This window comes from Streptomyces sp. NPDC107654 (assembly GCF_055639035.1).
In genome coordinates, this window is the sequence record NZ_JBVKBI010000001.1 from 590,672 (window position 1) to 603,921 (window position 13,250).

Here is a 13,250-nt window from a genome sequence, read left to right on the forward strand (position 1 = left end):
GTGGCCGGTCGCGCCCCGCGGCGGCGCCGTGACGGGGTTCAGCCCTGGAAGGCGGGCTGGGGCAGTCCCCGGCCCGCGCCGGGGATCACCAGGAGGGAGCCCGACAGGGGGTGCGGGGAGGTCAGGCCCGTGCGGGCCGTCGTGACGTACAGGTCGGTCAGGTCCGCGCCGCCGAACGCGCAGGCCGTCGTGCGCGGGGCCGGCAAGGTGATCACTCGGTCCAGGGCGCCGGCGGGCGTGTAGCGGCGTACCGCTCCCCCGTCCCACAGCGCCACCCACACGCAGCCCTCCGCGTCGACCGTGAGGCCGTCGGGGAAGCCGGCGCCCTCCTCGATCTCCACCAGGGGGCGGCGGTCGCGGACCGTGCCGTCGGGATCGTGGTCGAAGACGTCCACGCGCCGGGTCGGGGAGTCGACGTAGTACATGAGGCGGCCGTCGGGGCTCCAGCCGGTGCCGTTGCTGACGGCGGCGTCGGGGAGGACCGTCGTCACCGCTCCGTCCCCCGTCAGGCGGGAGAGGGTGCCGCCTCCCGGTGCCTCGTCGTAGCGCATCGTGCCCGCCCAGAGGGAGCCGTCGGGGGCCACCGCGGCGTCGTTCGCGCGGCGGCCGGGGACCGGCTCGTGGTGCAGCCAGCGGAACGTGTCGTCGGGGTCCAGCAGGCCGACGCCGTCCCGCAGGTTCAGCACCAGGCCGCCGCCCGCCCGGGGCTTGGCGGCGCCGATGTGCTGCGGTGTCGTCCGCAGGGTGCGGCGGCCGGAGGAGGGGTCGTAGGTGTGCAGCCGCATGCCCAGGATGTCCAGCCAGACCAGCCGGCCCGTCGCCGGGTCCCAGGTGGGGCCCTCGCCGAGCGCCGCCTCCGCCCGTACCGCGACCTCGTACGCCGTCATGCCGCGCTCCGGTGGCCCAGGCGCTCCGACAGCTCCGCCGCGCCCTTCGCGGCGAGCTGCTCCAGTTCGGCCCGGCGGTCCTCGCTCCAGCGGATCATCGGCACCGAGATGGACAGGGCGGCGACGACCTGGCCGGTGCGGTCGCGGACCGGGGCGGCCACGCAGGAGACGTCCGGGTTGGACTCGCGGTTCTCGACGGCGATCCCCCGCCGCCGGATCTCCGCCAGGGTCTCGCGCAGGGCGGCGGGATCGGTGATGCTGTTGGGCGTCATCGCGGCCAGCCCGGCGCCGTCCGGGATCCGCGCGGCCAGCTCCGGTTCGGACAGGGAGGCCAGCAGCATCTTGCCGACCGACGTGCAGTGGGCCGGGAGGCGGCGGCCGGCGGCGGAGACCATGCGGACCGCGTGCGTGGAGTCGACCTTGGCGATGTAGATGACGTCGGTGCCTTCGAGGATGGCGACGTGGACGGTCTCGTCGCAGGTCTCGGCGACCGAACGGGCCACCTGCTGGCCCTCGGCGGCGAGGTCGAGCTGCTCGGCGTAGCGGCTGCCGAGCTGGTACGGGCGTACGCCGAGCCGGTACCGTCCGGGCTGTCCGGGCACCTGCACGATGTACGACCGTGCGGCGAGCGTGGTGACCAGCTCGTGCACGGTGGTGCGCGGCAGCTGGAGCCTGCGCACGATGTCGGGGGCGGAGAGCGTCCCGTCCCCGTCGAGGAACAGCTCAAGAATGTCGAGAGCCCGGGTCACGGCAGGCACGAGGCGTCCCACGTCCGGCCCCCTCCCTTACGGTCTGGCGTCTGCGTTCGAGATTTCAACAGACGATCGGCATGACGAACACAGGCTAGTCACGGCGGGTGGTGCGGGCAATGGGTCGGGCACGGGCCCCGTGGCTGCGGGCACCACTAAGGCCATGGACCTCGACTTCCAGCTGGTGCTGCTGCGCCGCATGGCCGACCACAATCCGGGTCTGGTCGAGGAGGCCCGGCGGCGGCTCGGCGCGTCGGCCGCGGACATGCGGGAGGCCAACAGGCGGTGGCAGGCCATGGTCCGTTCGCCGCGGGCCCGGGGCGCGGCGGCCCGGTACCGGTCCGTCCTCGGCGCGCCCGAGTCCGTCGTGCCCCGCCGCCTCGGCGACGCCGTCTGCGAGGCCCGGCGGTGGGCCCTGCCGCTCTGGCCGGGCCTGCGCTTCGAGGTGCTCGTCGGGCCCGACGGCGGGGTCTGGAACGAGTGGCTGGTACGGGCGCCCGGCGCGCCCGCACCCCCGCTCGGCACCCTGGAGGACCTGACGCCCTGGTCCTGCACCGTGGACGAGGCCGCCCGCGCCTTCCCTCCGGCCCGCCCGCTGGAGGGCACCGCCCCCACCCGGTGGGGCCTGGCCCTCACCGCCCCCGACCGGGAGGGCGTACGGCGGCAGGTCGTCGCCGAGTTCACCTGGGGGCTGCTCCAGCGGACGGCGGTGCTGCCCTGAGGGGCATCAGGCGTCGAAGCCCGTCGCCCGGGTCCGCTTCTCCCACTCCACGACCTCCCCGCGGACCCGGTCGAGGTGGGCCAGCACCGCGCTCACCCCGTCGTCCCCGAGCGGCAGCCGCAGCGGGGTCCGCTCGGCCTCCAGCGCGGCCAGGATCAGGGCCGCCGCCTTGGCCGGGTCGCCCGGCTGGCCGCCGTCGCCGCCGGCCACGGCCGCCCGGGTGCCGCTCACCTTGGCGTACACCCCGCTGTCCTCGCTGGCCCCGGACCGGCCGGCGCCGAACAGCGAGGTCCGGAACGCGCCCGGCTCCACGATCAGCACCTTGATGCCGAACTCCGCCACCTCGTCCGCGAGCGCCTCGGAGAGGCCCTCCAGCGCGAACTTCGTGCCGCTGTAGGCGCCGAAGCCCGCGAAGGACATCCGCCCGCCCATGCTGCTCATCTGCACGATCGCGCCCGAGCGCCGCTCCCGCATGTGCGGCAGCACGGCCCGCACGAGCGCCACCGGCCCGAAGAAGTGCAGGTCGAACAGGTCCCGCAGCTCCGCGTCGGTGGTCTCCTCGACCGCGCCGACGTGGGTGCGGCCCGCGTTGTTGACCAGCACGTCGATCCGGCCGTGCCGGTCCACGGCCTCCCGGACCACCGTGTCGGCCGCGGCCGGGTCGGTGACGTCCAGACGCACCGCCTCGACCCGGCCCGGGTGCGCGGCCACCAGGTCGTCCAGGGCCTCCGGACGGCGGACCGCGCCGACGACCAGGTCGCCCGCGGCGACGGCCGCCTCGGTGATCGCCCGCCCGAAGCCGCTGCTCGCCCCGGTCACCAGCCAGACCTTCTCCACGTCAACTCCCGTTCGACCGCTGCGCCTTGATGATCACGTGCATGACGGACACACGCTAGGCGGAGTCCTCGGCCGCCGCCAGGACCGCCTGTGTGACGCGCGGCAGCGAGTCCGGGTGCAGCCACAGGAACAGGTTCGGCTCCACCAGTTCCAGCTCCATCAGACGGGGCTCTCCGTCGTCGCCGTCGACCAGGTCGACGCGGGCGTACAGCAGCCCGGAAGAGCCGGGCACGGCCGCCAACGCCTTCTCCGCCACGACGAGTTCGGCGTCGGTGGGCTGCCAGGGCGCCAGGCGGGGGTGGGCCACCTTGTCGGCGCCGTACGGGGTGCCGGGCGCGAGGACGGCGCCCTTGCGGCCGGCGTGCAGCAGCCGGCCGCCGAAGAACTGCAGCGCCCGCTCGCCGCCGACGTCGATGCGGGGCATGTACGGCTGCACCATCGCGGTGAGGCCCTCCGCGTGCATGCGCGCCAGGTGCCGTACCGCCGTGTCGTGTTCGGCGGGTGTGTAGCGGGCGGCGAAGCGGGCGCCCGCGCCGGACGTCGGCTTGACCACGAACTCCCCGTCGACGGGCAGGCCGGGCGGCTCACCGGGCGGCACGTAACGGGTGGGGACGGTGGGCACACCGGCCGCCGCCAGGTCGCCGAGGTAGCGCTTGTCGGCGTTCCAGCGCACCACCGGCGCCGGGTTGGCGAGCCGGGTCAGCGCGCCGACCCGGTCCACCCAGGCGCCGAACTCCGCGGCCCGCCGGCTGTAGTCCCAGGTCGAGCGGATGACGACCAGGTCGTAGCCGCCCCAGTCCACCGCCGGGTCGTCCCAGTGCCGGGCCTCCGCCTCGGCACCGGCGTCCGTGAGCGCCCGCACCAGCAGCGGCAGATCGGCGTCCCTGCCCGGCTCGGCTCCGGGGTCGTAGGTGGCGAGGGCTGTCCGGGACACGTCGGGCTCCCTGTCGTACGGGGGTTCGAGGGTGGCGCGGCTGTGAGGCTGACAAGCGCGGGGGGCCGGGCCGCGGTCACCGCCGGTCCGGGGCACGGTCGTCGGGGCACGGCTCCTGGTGTAGGAAGGGTGCTGTCGTCCCCGGTCGGCACCGTCGACAGTAAGGAGTACGCCCCGTGTCCTCCCTCTTCCCCGCCCTGACGGGCGGCCCCGCCGAGCGCAGCGAGACGGGGGTCCCCCCGGGCGACGTCCGCGGGAGGGTCGCCCTGCGGTTCGGGCCACGGAGCCTGACGTACGGCGCGCTCGCGGGCGCCGCGGGTGCCCTCGCCGCCCGCATCGAGGGCTCCGGCCGGGTCGCCGTGTGGGCCGTGCCGGAGCTGGAGACCGCCGTCGCGGTGACCGGTGCGCTGCTCGCCGGGGTGGCCGCGGTGCCGCTCAACCCGAAGTCGGGCGAGAAGGAGCTGGCGCACATCCTGTCCGACAGCGCGCCGGCCCTGGTGCTCGCCGCGCCCGGTGCGCACCTGCCGCCCGTCTTCGGCGACCTGCCGCGGATCGACGTGGACGCGTCCGCATCCGGGGCCGTGCCGCAGGAGCGGGCGTCGGACGGCGACCCGGCGCTGGTCGTCTACACCTCCGGCACCACCGGCCCGCCCAAGGGCGCGGTCCTGCCCCGCCGTGCCCTCGCCACCACCCTGGACGCGCTCGCCGACGCCTGGCGGTGGACCGCCGACGACGTACTGGTGCACGGGCTGCCGCTGTTCCACGTGCACGGACTGGTGCTGGGCGTCCTCGGCCCGCTGCGCCGCGGCGGCTCGGTCCGGCACCTGGGCCGGTTCAGCCCCGAGGGCGTGGCCCGCGAGCTGAACGACGGCGCGACCATGGTGTTCGGGGTGCCGACGATGTACCACCGGATCGCGGAGGCGCTGCCCGGCGATCCGGAGCTGGCCAAGGCGCTCGCCGGGGCCCGGCTGCTGGTCTCCGGCTCGGCCGCGCTGCCGGTGCACGACCACGAGCGGATCGCGGCGGCCACCGGGCGCCGGGTGGTCGAGCGGTACGGCATGACGGAGACGCTCATGAACACCGCCGTGCGGGCCGACGGCGAGGCCCGGGCCGGCACGGTCGGCGTGCCGCTGCCGGGCGTGGAGCTGCGGCTGGTGGAGGAGGACGGCACGGAGCTCACCGCCTACGACGGGGAGAGCGTCGGGGAGATCCAGGTGCGCGGCCCGAACCTGTTCACGGAGTACCTGAACCGGCCCGACGCGACCGCCGCCGCGTTCACCGCCGACGGCTTCTTCCGCACCGGCGACATGGCGGTGCGCGAGCCGGACGGCTACGTCCGCATCGTCGGGCGCAAGGCCACCGACCTGATCAAGAGCGGGGGTTACAAGATCGGGGCCGGTGAGATCGAGAACGCGCTGCTGGAGCACCCGGGGGTGCGGGAGGCCGCGGTCACCGGGGAGCCGGACGCCGACCTGGGCGAGCGGATCGTGGCCTGGATCGTCCCGGCCGATCCCGGATCGCCGCCCGCCGCCGAGGAGTTGGCGGATCACGTGGCCCGGCGGCTGGCCCCGCACAAGCGCCCGCGCGTCGTCCGCTACCTGGAGGCCCTCCCCCGCAACGACATGGGCAAGATCATGAAGCGGGCCCTCGCCGATGCCTGAGCGGCTCTCGGCACGGGAGGCGCTGGCGCTGCTCGCGGACGCGGGCAGCTTCCGCGAACTCCTCCCGCCGTCCGGGCGGTCACGCCCGGACGGCCCCCTCGGCTGGCAGGGCTACGACGCCTCGCGCGCCCGCGCCGCCGCGCGCACCGGCGAGCAGGAGTCGGTGGTGTGCGGCACCGCGAGCGTCGACGGCACCCGGGCCGTCCTGATCGCCTTCGAGTTCGGTTTCCTCGGCGGCTCGCTGGGCGAGCGCACCGGGGACCGGCTGGAGGCGGCGTACACCCATGCCCGCGCACACCGGCTGCCGGTCGTGCCGTTGATCGCGACCGGGGGCAGCCGTATGCAGGAGGGCATGCTCGCGCTGACCCAGCTGCAGCGGGTGGCCCGGCAGTCCGCGCTCACCCGGGAGGCCGGACTGCCCCGGATCGCGGTCCTGCGGGACCCGACGACCGGCGGCGGCTGGGCCACCCTCGGCGCCGACGCGGACATCGTCCTCGCCCTGCCCGGCGCCCAGGTCGGCTTCGCCGGCTCCCGGGTCCGCCCACCGGACGCCGACCCGGCCGCGTACACGGCCGAGGCGCAGGTCGCGGCGGGTTCGGCGGACGCGGCGGTGGAACCGGCCGAGCTGAAGGACGTGCTCGGGCGGTGGCTGCGGCTGCTGGCCGGGGCACCCGCGGAACCGGCGCCCGCCCCCGTGCCCCGCGCGCTCGGACCCGGCGGGCTGCCCGGGAGCGGGTGGGCGGCCGTCGAGGCGGCCCGGTCGGCCGCGCGGCCACGGGCGCACGCCTATCTGGACGCCTACTTCACCGACCGGCTCCCGCTCGGCGGGGACCGGTGCGGCGGCACCGACCCCGGCGGGATGCTGTGCGGGTTCGGCGAGCGGGACGGCCGTACCGTGGCGTACGCGGCGCAGACCGGGGCGGCGACCCGCCCCGCCGGGTACCGCACCGCCGCCCGGCTGATCCGGCTCGCTGACCGGCTCGGCATCCCCGTGCTGACGCTGGTGGACACCCCGGGCGCCGCGAACGACGCGGACGCCGAGCGGCAGGGCGCCGGCCCGGCGATCGCCGAGGTGTTCGGCGCGGTGGCCGCCGCCCGGGTGCCGGTCACCACCCTCGTCATCGGCGAGGGCGGATCCGGCGGCGCGCTCGCGCTGGCCGCGCCCGGCAACACCTGGGCCACACCGGACAGTTACTTCTCGGTGATCGCCCCGGAGCTCGCCGCCGCCATCCTGAAGCGCGGGCCGGAGGAGGTCCGGCCGACCGCGGACCAGCTCCGCATCCGCCCCCAGGACCTGGTGGAACTGGGGGTGATCCGGGGCGTCGTGGACCGCGTGGACCCTCCCCGGCCGCAGGTCACCTCACCCCCACCGCCCGAATGATCTCCTGCGTCACCGATCCCCCCTTCTCGTCGTGGGCCGAGGCCCGCAGCGACACGGACGACGCGCCGCGCGGCACGGTCAGCGTGCCCCGCCAGGAGGCGCCGCGGCCGGTGGTCAGGGGGACCGTCCGCCAGGTCGCGCCGTCGTCGTACGACACCTCCAGCCTCCCCCCGCCGAGCGTGCCCGTTCCGGCGGCCCCGGCGACGTACCGCGCGCTGAACCCGACGCCTGCGCGACGCCCGCCGGGCACCGTGCCGGCGAGGTCGGTGTCGAGGTCGTAGGCGAGGTTGACCAGCGGCAGGTACGTCCAGTGGTCCTCCGGGGTGGCGGCCGAGCGGAAGGTCCACTCGGTGTGTCCCCGGGTCGCGAGCGGCCACCGGCCGGCGTCGAGTTCCGTGTCGGTGACGACCCGGTAGGTGTGCGCGTCGGCGGGCGCGTCCTCCACGTACGCGGCGGAACCCGTCCGACGGTCGACCAGGACGCCGTCGAGGTCGACGGCGGTGGTCTGGCGCATTCCGCTGTCCTCGCTCCACACGTCGCCGAAGCCGGTGTGGTCGGGCCCGGAGTCGCCCCAGCCGGGCACGTTCAGCCGGATCCGGTTCCCCGCGCGCTGCTGGCCCCAGCCGAGTCCGCTGCCCAGCCAGGGGTGCCACACCGGACGGAACCAGTTCAGCACCGGACGGGTGCCGCCGGTGTAGCGGACGAGCCCGCTGCGCTCCTCCAGCGCGCCGTCGGCGGTGGTGACGGACTCGTGCCACAGCTGGCCGGGGCCGGTGGAGACGTAGTCGGTGCGCTCGGCGGGCAGCGCGACGCGCTCCTGGAAGCCGAGGCCGACGGGGAACGTGTCGGTGAGGGAGTACCGGAACTCGCCGCCCTGTCGCGGGCGCGCCGCGTGGAACCTCACGTGCACGGCGGCGAGTTGCCGGTGGCCGGGCGCGTAGGTCAGGTCCCGGTCCGGGACCGCGCCCCGGTGGCCCTCGGAGAGGTCGTACACGTACGGCGGGTCGGCCGTGCCGGTCATGTCGACCCGGCCCGCCGCCCTGAGGCGGGCCGCGTCCGCCTGGTTCACGGTGGCGATCTGCAGCGGCCGGTCAGCGTTGTCGTCGGTGCCCCACCAGGCCGTCAGCCGGCCGGGCGCGTCGTCCGTGACGAACAGGGCCCGGGCTCCGGCGTCCTGCGCGGCCTGCGCGAGCGCGGCCGGGTCGGCTCCGTCGCCGAGGCGGGCGAGCACGGCCTTTCCGGACACCCCGGTGACGGGTCCGTCGCCCACGTCCACCAGCGGGAGCCTGCTGCGGCCCTCGACGAGGGTGCCGCCGGGCTGGACGGTGGCCTCGCCGACGCCCCTGACCTCCAGAAGCGGCTTCGCCAGCCGCCACACGGTCCGGTACTCGAAGCCGCCGCGGGTGACCTTCGGGGTGGGCGCGGCGAAGACGCTGTCGTACGTGGGGGGCACCTGGACCGCCTCGGACAGGTCGGTGCCGTCCGCCGTCCGGTCGTACTCCATGACGAGCTGGCGGGTCTCGGTGCGCCGGCCGGCCTTCGCGCGGACCTCCCGCAGCGCGCGGCCGTCCAGGGTGACCTCGCGGTCCCGGTCGAGGGTGATCTCGGGTGCGGCGAGGAAGCCGAGGCCGAGGGAGTCGGCGCCGTGGCTGCCGCGCACGTCGAGGAAGGACGCGACGGAGTAGGTGCCGGGCCTCAGCCGCAGTCTGAGTGTGCCGGATTCGCCGACGCGGGCGGCCTCGGGGTCCGCGCCGGCGGCGAGCCGCCGCACGGTGAGGCCGGCGGCGGCGGGCGCGCCGGCACGGTCCCTGACGTGGACGGTGAGCGTGTACCGCTCCTCCTCCTTGACCAGCCCGAACACGGTGTGCGCGACCGCCGTTCCGGCCGGGTCGGTGGCCGTGATCCGTCCGCTGGTCTCGCCCACCGGTGCCGTCGAGCCGTCACCGGTGACGGTGGTGGAGGCGGTGCCGTGCGCGGGGACGGTGAGGGTGTCGTCGGCGAGGGTGGCGACACCCGCCGGGGCGCCCCGCACCGCGAGCTTCAACTCCACCGGCTCCGAGGAGGAGTTGGTGTAGGTGAGGGTCCGGGTGACCGGCCGGTTCACGTCGTACGGCCAGGTGTGGAAGCCGAGGTCGGCGCTGCCGGTGGCGGTGACCGCCGCGCGCACCGCGTCCGGCACGCTCACCCGGCCCGCGCCCAGCACGTAGGCGGAGGCGTCCAGGGGCTTCGAGGTGGACATCAGCGCGTCCTTCAGCCGCCCGCCGGTCCAGTCGGGGTGCTGCTCGGCGAGGAGCGCGGCGACGCCCGCGACCTGTGGCGTCGCCATCGACGTACCGCTCATGGACGTGTAGGCGCCCGAGCCGGGGACGAGCCGGGAGCGGGCGGCGAGGACGTCGACGCCGGGGGCGGCCAGGTCGGGTTTCAGGGCGGCGTCACCGGACCGGGGGCCGGCCGAGGTGAAGGGGGCCGCCTGGTCGGCGGAGTCCACCGCGCCGACGGTCAGGGCGGCGTCGGCGGCACCGGGCGAGCCGATGGAGGAGGGGGCGCCGGTGTTGCCGGCGGCGACCACGAACAGCGCGCCGGTCTGTGCCGAGAGGGTGTTCACCGCCTGCGCCATGGGGTCGGTGCCGTCGCTCGGCTCCGTGGAGCCCAGGCTCATGGAGACGATCCGGGCGTGCACGTCCCGGGCGGCCCACTCCATCCCGGCGATGATCTGTGACTCGCTGCCCGAGCCCTGGTCGCCGAGCACCTTGCCGACGGCGAGGGCCGCGCCGGGTGCCACACCCCTCTCCCGGCCGTCGGAGGCGGCGCCGCTGCCGCCGACGGTGGAGGTGACGTGGGTGCCGTGCCCGTTGCGGTCGGCGACCTCCTGCCCCTCCACGAAGCTCCTCGTCGCGCTCACCCGGCCCGCGAGGTCGGGGTGGCCGAGATCGGCGCCGGTGTCCAGGACGGCGACGGTGACGCCCTTGCCGGTCAGCCCCGCGTCCCAGGCCGCCGCCGTGCCGATCTGCCCGTTGCTCTCGGCGAGTTCGGCCGAGACCCGCCCGTCGAGCCACACCTTGTCGATGCCGGGCGTCCGGGTGAACGACCGCCAGAAGGTACGGCCCCTGCCGGCCGCCACGGCGGTCCCGCGCAGGCTGGGCAGTGCGCGGGTCCGCTCGGCGCCGGCCGGGGTCGCGGCCCGTACGCCCTTGTCGTAGGTCACGATGAGCGGCAGCGCGTCGGACTCCGCGTCGGTGAGCCCCTGCCGGATCAGCCCGCTGACGTCGAACAGCCGCCGGTCCAGGGTGCCGGCGCGCAGATACGGCAGCGCCTCGTCCGGTACGACGGTGAGGTCCCCGTCGCTGCGCTGGGTCCGGACGGCGCCGGTGGCCCCGCGCGGCCGCTGGACGGTGACGGTCCCTCTGCCGTGTCCGAGGCCGGTGACGGTCACCTTGTCGCCGGTGACCAGGGTGACGGTGGCGGTGTCGCGGCCGCCGGGTCCGGGGCCGGGCGTGTGCCGGGCCGCGACCGCCGGGCCGGCCGGGAGCAGGGCGCTCACCAGTCCCGCCGCCAGCAGGGCCGCCCCGCGTCTGACTGGTCCTGTGCTCATCCACGCCTCTTCTCGTCCGTGTCGAGTGCGTCGAGTGCTGGGACGAGTGTGAGGCGCCTTCTTCTGTAGGTGAGTTGACCGGAACTGACGGAAAGGCGCCCTGGCGGGTTTTCGCCACCCCCGGTGGACGTCCCGCCGCGCACCGCCGAACATGTGACACCGTCGGCACCGTCCGTAACATGGGCGGTGTCACTGGTCAGGTACGACGGGGGAGCGGGCACCGCGATGGACGGATTGGTGGAGTTCAGGACCGAGGACGGTGCGCTCGTCGTCGTGGAGGGCGCGGGCACCACCCGGTCGGGTGCCCGCCTCGTCTCGCGCGGTGACGGACCCGCGCAGGCCGCGCGCACCTTCGAGGGCGCGCTGGACGGCGTCCGCGCGGCGGCGGCGGCCGCGCTGCGGGTCTTCCGGGACGGCAGTCTGCGCCCCGACGCGGTGGAGATCGAGTTCGGCGTACGGCTGTCCGCCGAGGCCGGTGCCGTGATCGCGAAGGGTTCGGCGGAGGGCCACCTCGTCGTCAAGCTCAGCTGGTCGCCGGGGCGGCAGCCGGAGCAGGCCGCGTCCGGGGAGTCCCGGCCGGGCGTACCCGACCGGACCGCGCCGGCCGTACCCGGGCAGAGTGTGCCGGCGCCGGCCGTGCCCGGCCCGGAGGCCGCCGACCGGTGATGCACAGCGCCGCCTGGCACGCCCGCATCGCCTGCGGCCACGAGGTGGGGGCCGGCTTCCTGATCACCGGCCGCCGGGTGCTCACCTGCGCCCATGTCGTCCGGTGCAGCGACCGGGCGGCGGTCACCGTGTCCTTCCCGAACGCCCGGGGGCTGGGCGAGCTGACCGCCTCCGTCGTCGTCCACGGCGGCTGGGCGGGCGCGGTCACCGACCCCGGCGATGTCGCCGTCCTCGAACTGGACCGTGATGTCCCGCTCGCCCCGGCCGGATTCGCGCCGCCCCAGGCCGCGTACACCGAGCCGTACCCCAAACTGATCGCGTACGGCTTCCCCGAGGGCTACGACGAGGGCACCCTCGCCGAGTACCAGGCGGTGTCCGGTCAGTTGATCGCCGGGGAGTGGCTGGAGCTGGTGGCGTGGAACGGGCACGGGCAGCCGCTCGTCGGCGGGTTCAGCGGGGCGGCGGCGACGCTGCCGGACGGCAGGGTCGCCGGCATGGTCACCGCGGCCTCGGACACGCCGGACGTACGCAAGGGCCGCATGCTGCCGCCGGACGTGATGGCCCGGTACTGGCCCGCGCTGGGCGAGCTGGTGCCCGGCCCCGGCCACCGGCACGACGCCCGCGGCCGGCTGGACGGCCTGCTGCGCCGGGCCGCCGCCGCGTCCGAGCGGGTGTGCGACCCGAACCGGCTGTACGTCGACGCGGTCGGCCCCTTCGGGCCGCCCCTGCCCCCGGGCGGCTTCCCCTCCCTGGGGGCGGCCGCCGCCTATGTGCAGGGCGAGGTCCCGGACCCGGGAGCGGTGACCCGGTTCGCCGACCGGCTCCGGGAACTGCTCGACGGGGAAACGGCGTTACGGTCCCCGGCGGGCCCGGCGGCTTCTTCGCCCCCGACGGCTCCCCCGACCCCGGCCGCCCCGCCGGCCCCCGACGCGGCAGCCCCGACGGCGGTCCCTTCGGCCCCCGCGGCGTCCGACACGCCGGCCTGGTCCCCGGTCGTCGTGGAGATCGACCACAGCGGCGCCGGTCCCGACCAGGTCACCGTGGAGGTGTCGGCGTACCGCGACGGCCGGCGCCGCCCGGTGGGCGCCCGCCGGCTGCCGCGGAACGCGGTGCGGGCCTACGTCCAGAACCGCATCGACGAGGCCGTGGCCCACCTCGCGCCCGACGCCGACGAACTGGTGACGTTCGTCCTGCCGCGCGAGTGGCTCAACGAGGCGGTGGCGCACTGGGAGTGCGGCGCGGACGACAGCACGCCCCTCGGCTGCGCCTACCCCCTGGTGGTGACCGACCGTGCCCGCCACCACAGCGGCCGGCTGCGCCACCAGCTGCGCAAGAAGTGGCAGAGACTGGACGCGGGCGGGGCGGTCGAGGTGCACCGCGTCGAGTGCGGCACCCGGGAGCGACCGCAGAGCCTGCGCAAACGGCTCTGGGACGGCGAAGCCGGGCTGGCGGGCTTCGCGACCCCGCCCACGGCGGCCCGGCAGCACTTCGAGGTCGGCCTCCACGTCCCCGTCCCCGTCCTGCTGTGGCCCCGCACCGGCTCCGACTGCCCCGGCCACGAGGACGACACCCCCTGCCCCGATCCGCCCGCCGGGGAGCCGTCCTGCCCGGGTGCCGCGTTCCTCGACCAGCTCACCGCCTCGGTGACCGGTGTCCCGCCCGCCGAACTCCCCCGGCACATCCTGTCGTTGCGGCTCACCGCGGACGCCGCCGAAGAACCCGACCGGCACTGGGCGAGAGACCTCCAGCTGCTGTGGGACGACCCGCGCTGCTTCCCCGAGACCACCGCGAGCCTGCACTCGCCCGTCGCCTGACCGACCGC

General features: G+C 76.1%; 10 protein-coding genes. 5 read left to right on the top strand and 5 right to left on the bottom strand.

Annotation, left to right across the window (positions count from 1 at the left end):
• Positions 1-38: 38 nt before the first annotated feature.
• Positions 39-887, bottom strand: a complete 849-nt coding sequence (locus ACZ7N4_RS02680; protein WP_471352975.1) for an SMP-30/gluconolactonase/LRE family protein — start codon at positions 885-887, stop codon at positions 39-41.
• Positions 884-1,657 carry an IclR family transcriptional regulator gene (locus tag ACZ7N4_RS02685; protein ID WP_471352977.1) on the bottom strand — a complete coding sequence of 258 codons (774 nt, stop codon included), beginning with the start codon at positions 1,655-1,657 and terminating at the stop codon, positions 884-886. Before ACZ7N4_RS02685 ends, ACZ7N4_RS02680 begins: the two co-directional genes overlap by 4 nt.
• A 142-nt stretch (positions 1,658-1,799) precedes the next feature.
• Between ACZ7N4_RS02685 and ACZ7N4_RS02690 the strand changes: the two genes are divergently transcribed.
• Complete coding sequence (locus tag ACZ7N4_RS02690) at positions 1,800-2,357, top strand: hypothetical protein (protein WP_471352979.1); 558 nt, start codon at positions 1,800-1,802, stop codon at positions 2,355-2,357.
• 6 nt (positions 2,358-2,363) lie between these two features.
• On the opposite strand, the gene ACZ7N4_RS02695 is transcribed toward ACZ7N4_RS02690, so the two are convergent.
• Together ACZ7N4_RS02695 and ACZ7N4_RS02700 are read right to left on the bottom strand one after the other, a co-directional pair.
• Positions 2,364-3,194, bottom strand: a complete 831-nt coding sequence (locus ACZ7N4_RS02695) for an oxidoreductase (protein WP_471352980.1) — start codon at positions 3,192-3,194, stop codon at positions 2,364-2,366.
• 55 nt (positions 3,195-3,249) lie between these two features.
• The gene (locus ACZ7N4_RS02700; RefSeq protein WP_471352982.1) at positions 3,250-4,128 is read right to left on the bottom strand and encodes an ATP-grasp domain-containing protein; all 879 of its coding nucleotides are present in this window, start codon (positions 4,126-4,128) and stop codon (positions 3,250-3,252) included.
• A gap of 176 nt (positions 4,129-4,304) precedes the next feature.
• On the opposite strand from ACZ7N4_RS02700, the gene ACZ7N4_RS02705 reads away from it, so the two are divergent.
• Together ACZ7N4_RS02705 and ACZ7N4_RS02710 are read left to right on the top strand one after the other, a co-directional pair.
• Positions 4,305-5,789: an acyl-CoA synthetase gene (locus tag ACZ7N4_RS02705; RefSeq protein ID WP_471352984.1), complete on the top strand. Its 1,485-nt coding sequence runs from the start codon at positions 4,305-4,307 to the stop codon at positions 5,787-5,789.
• Positions 5,782-7,170 (top strand): carboxyl transferase domain-containing protein, encoded by a 1,389-nt coding sequence (locus ACZ7N4_RS02710; protein WP_471352986.1) that lies wholly within the window; start codon positions 5,782-5,784, stop codon positions 7,168-7,170. Before ACZ7N4_RS02705 ends, ACZ7N4_RS02710 begins: the two co-directional genes overlap by 8 nt.
• On the opposite strand, the gene ACZ7N4_RS02715 is transcribed toward ACZ7N4_RS02710, so the two are convergent.
• Positions 7,145-10,762, bottom strand: a complete 3,618-nt coding sequence (locus ACZ7N4_RS02715) for a S8 family serine peptidase (RefSeq protein WP_471352988.1) — start codon at positions 10,760-10,762, stop codon at positions 7,145-7,147. The two genes, ACZ7N4_RS02710 and ACZ7N4_RS02715, sit on opposite strands and share 26 nt — an antisense overlap.
• A gap of 186 nt (positions 10,763-10,948) precedes the next feature.
• On the opposite strand from ACZ7N4_RS02715, the gene ACZ7N4_RS02720 reads away from it, so the two are divergent.
• Together ACZ7N4_RS02720 and ACZ7N4_RS02725 are read left to right on the top strand one after the other, a co-directional pair.
• Positions 10,949-11,428: a CU044_2847 family protein gene (locus ACZ7N4_RS02720; RefSeq protein ID WP_471352990.1), complete on the top strand. Its 480-nt coding sequence runs from the start codon at positions 10,949-10,951 to the stop codon at positions 11,426-11,428.
• Positions 11,428-13,242 carry a VMAP-C domain-containing protein gene (locus ACZ7N4_RS02725; RefSeq protein WP_471353155.1) on the top strand — a complete coding sequence of 605 codons (1,815 nt, stop codon included), beginning with the start codon at positions 11,428-11,430 and terminating at the stop codon, positions 13,240-13,242. The genes ACZ7N4_RS02720 and ACZ7N4_RS02725 overlap by 1 nt, the downstream gene beginning before the upstream one ends.
• The last annotated feature ends 8 nt before the right edge of the window (positions 13,243-13,250 follow it).

What these genes read in the sequence shown, in the direction of transcription:
- ACZ7N4_RS02725 (WP_471353155.1), top strand. Translation starts at nt 11,428, where the DNA reads ATGCACAGCGCCGCCTGGCACGCCCGCATCGCCTGCGGCCACGAGGTG.
- ACZ7N4_RS02715 (WP_471352988.1), bottom strand. Translation starts at nt 10,762, where the DNA reads ATGAGCACAGGACCAGTCAGACGCGGGGCGGCCCTGCTGGCGGCGGGA.
- ACZ7N4_RS02690 (WP_471352979.1), top strand. Translation starts at nt 1,800, where the DNA reads ATGGACCTCGACTTCCAGCTGGTGCTGCTGCGCCGCATGGCCGACCAC.
- ACZ7N4_RS02710 (WP_471352986.1), top strand. Translation starts at nt 5,782, where the DNA reads ATGCCTGAGCGGCTCTCGGCACGGGAGGCGCTGGCGCTGCTCGCGGAC.
- ACZ7N4_RS02680 (WP_471352975.1), bottom strand. Translation starts at nt 887, where the DNA reads ATGACGGCGTACGAGGTCGCGGTACGGGCGGAGGCGGCGCTCGGCGAG.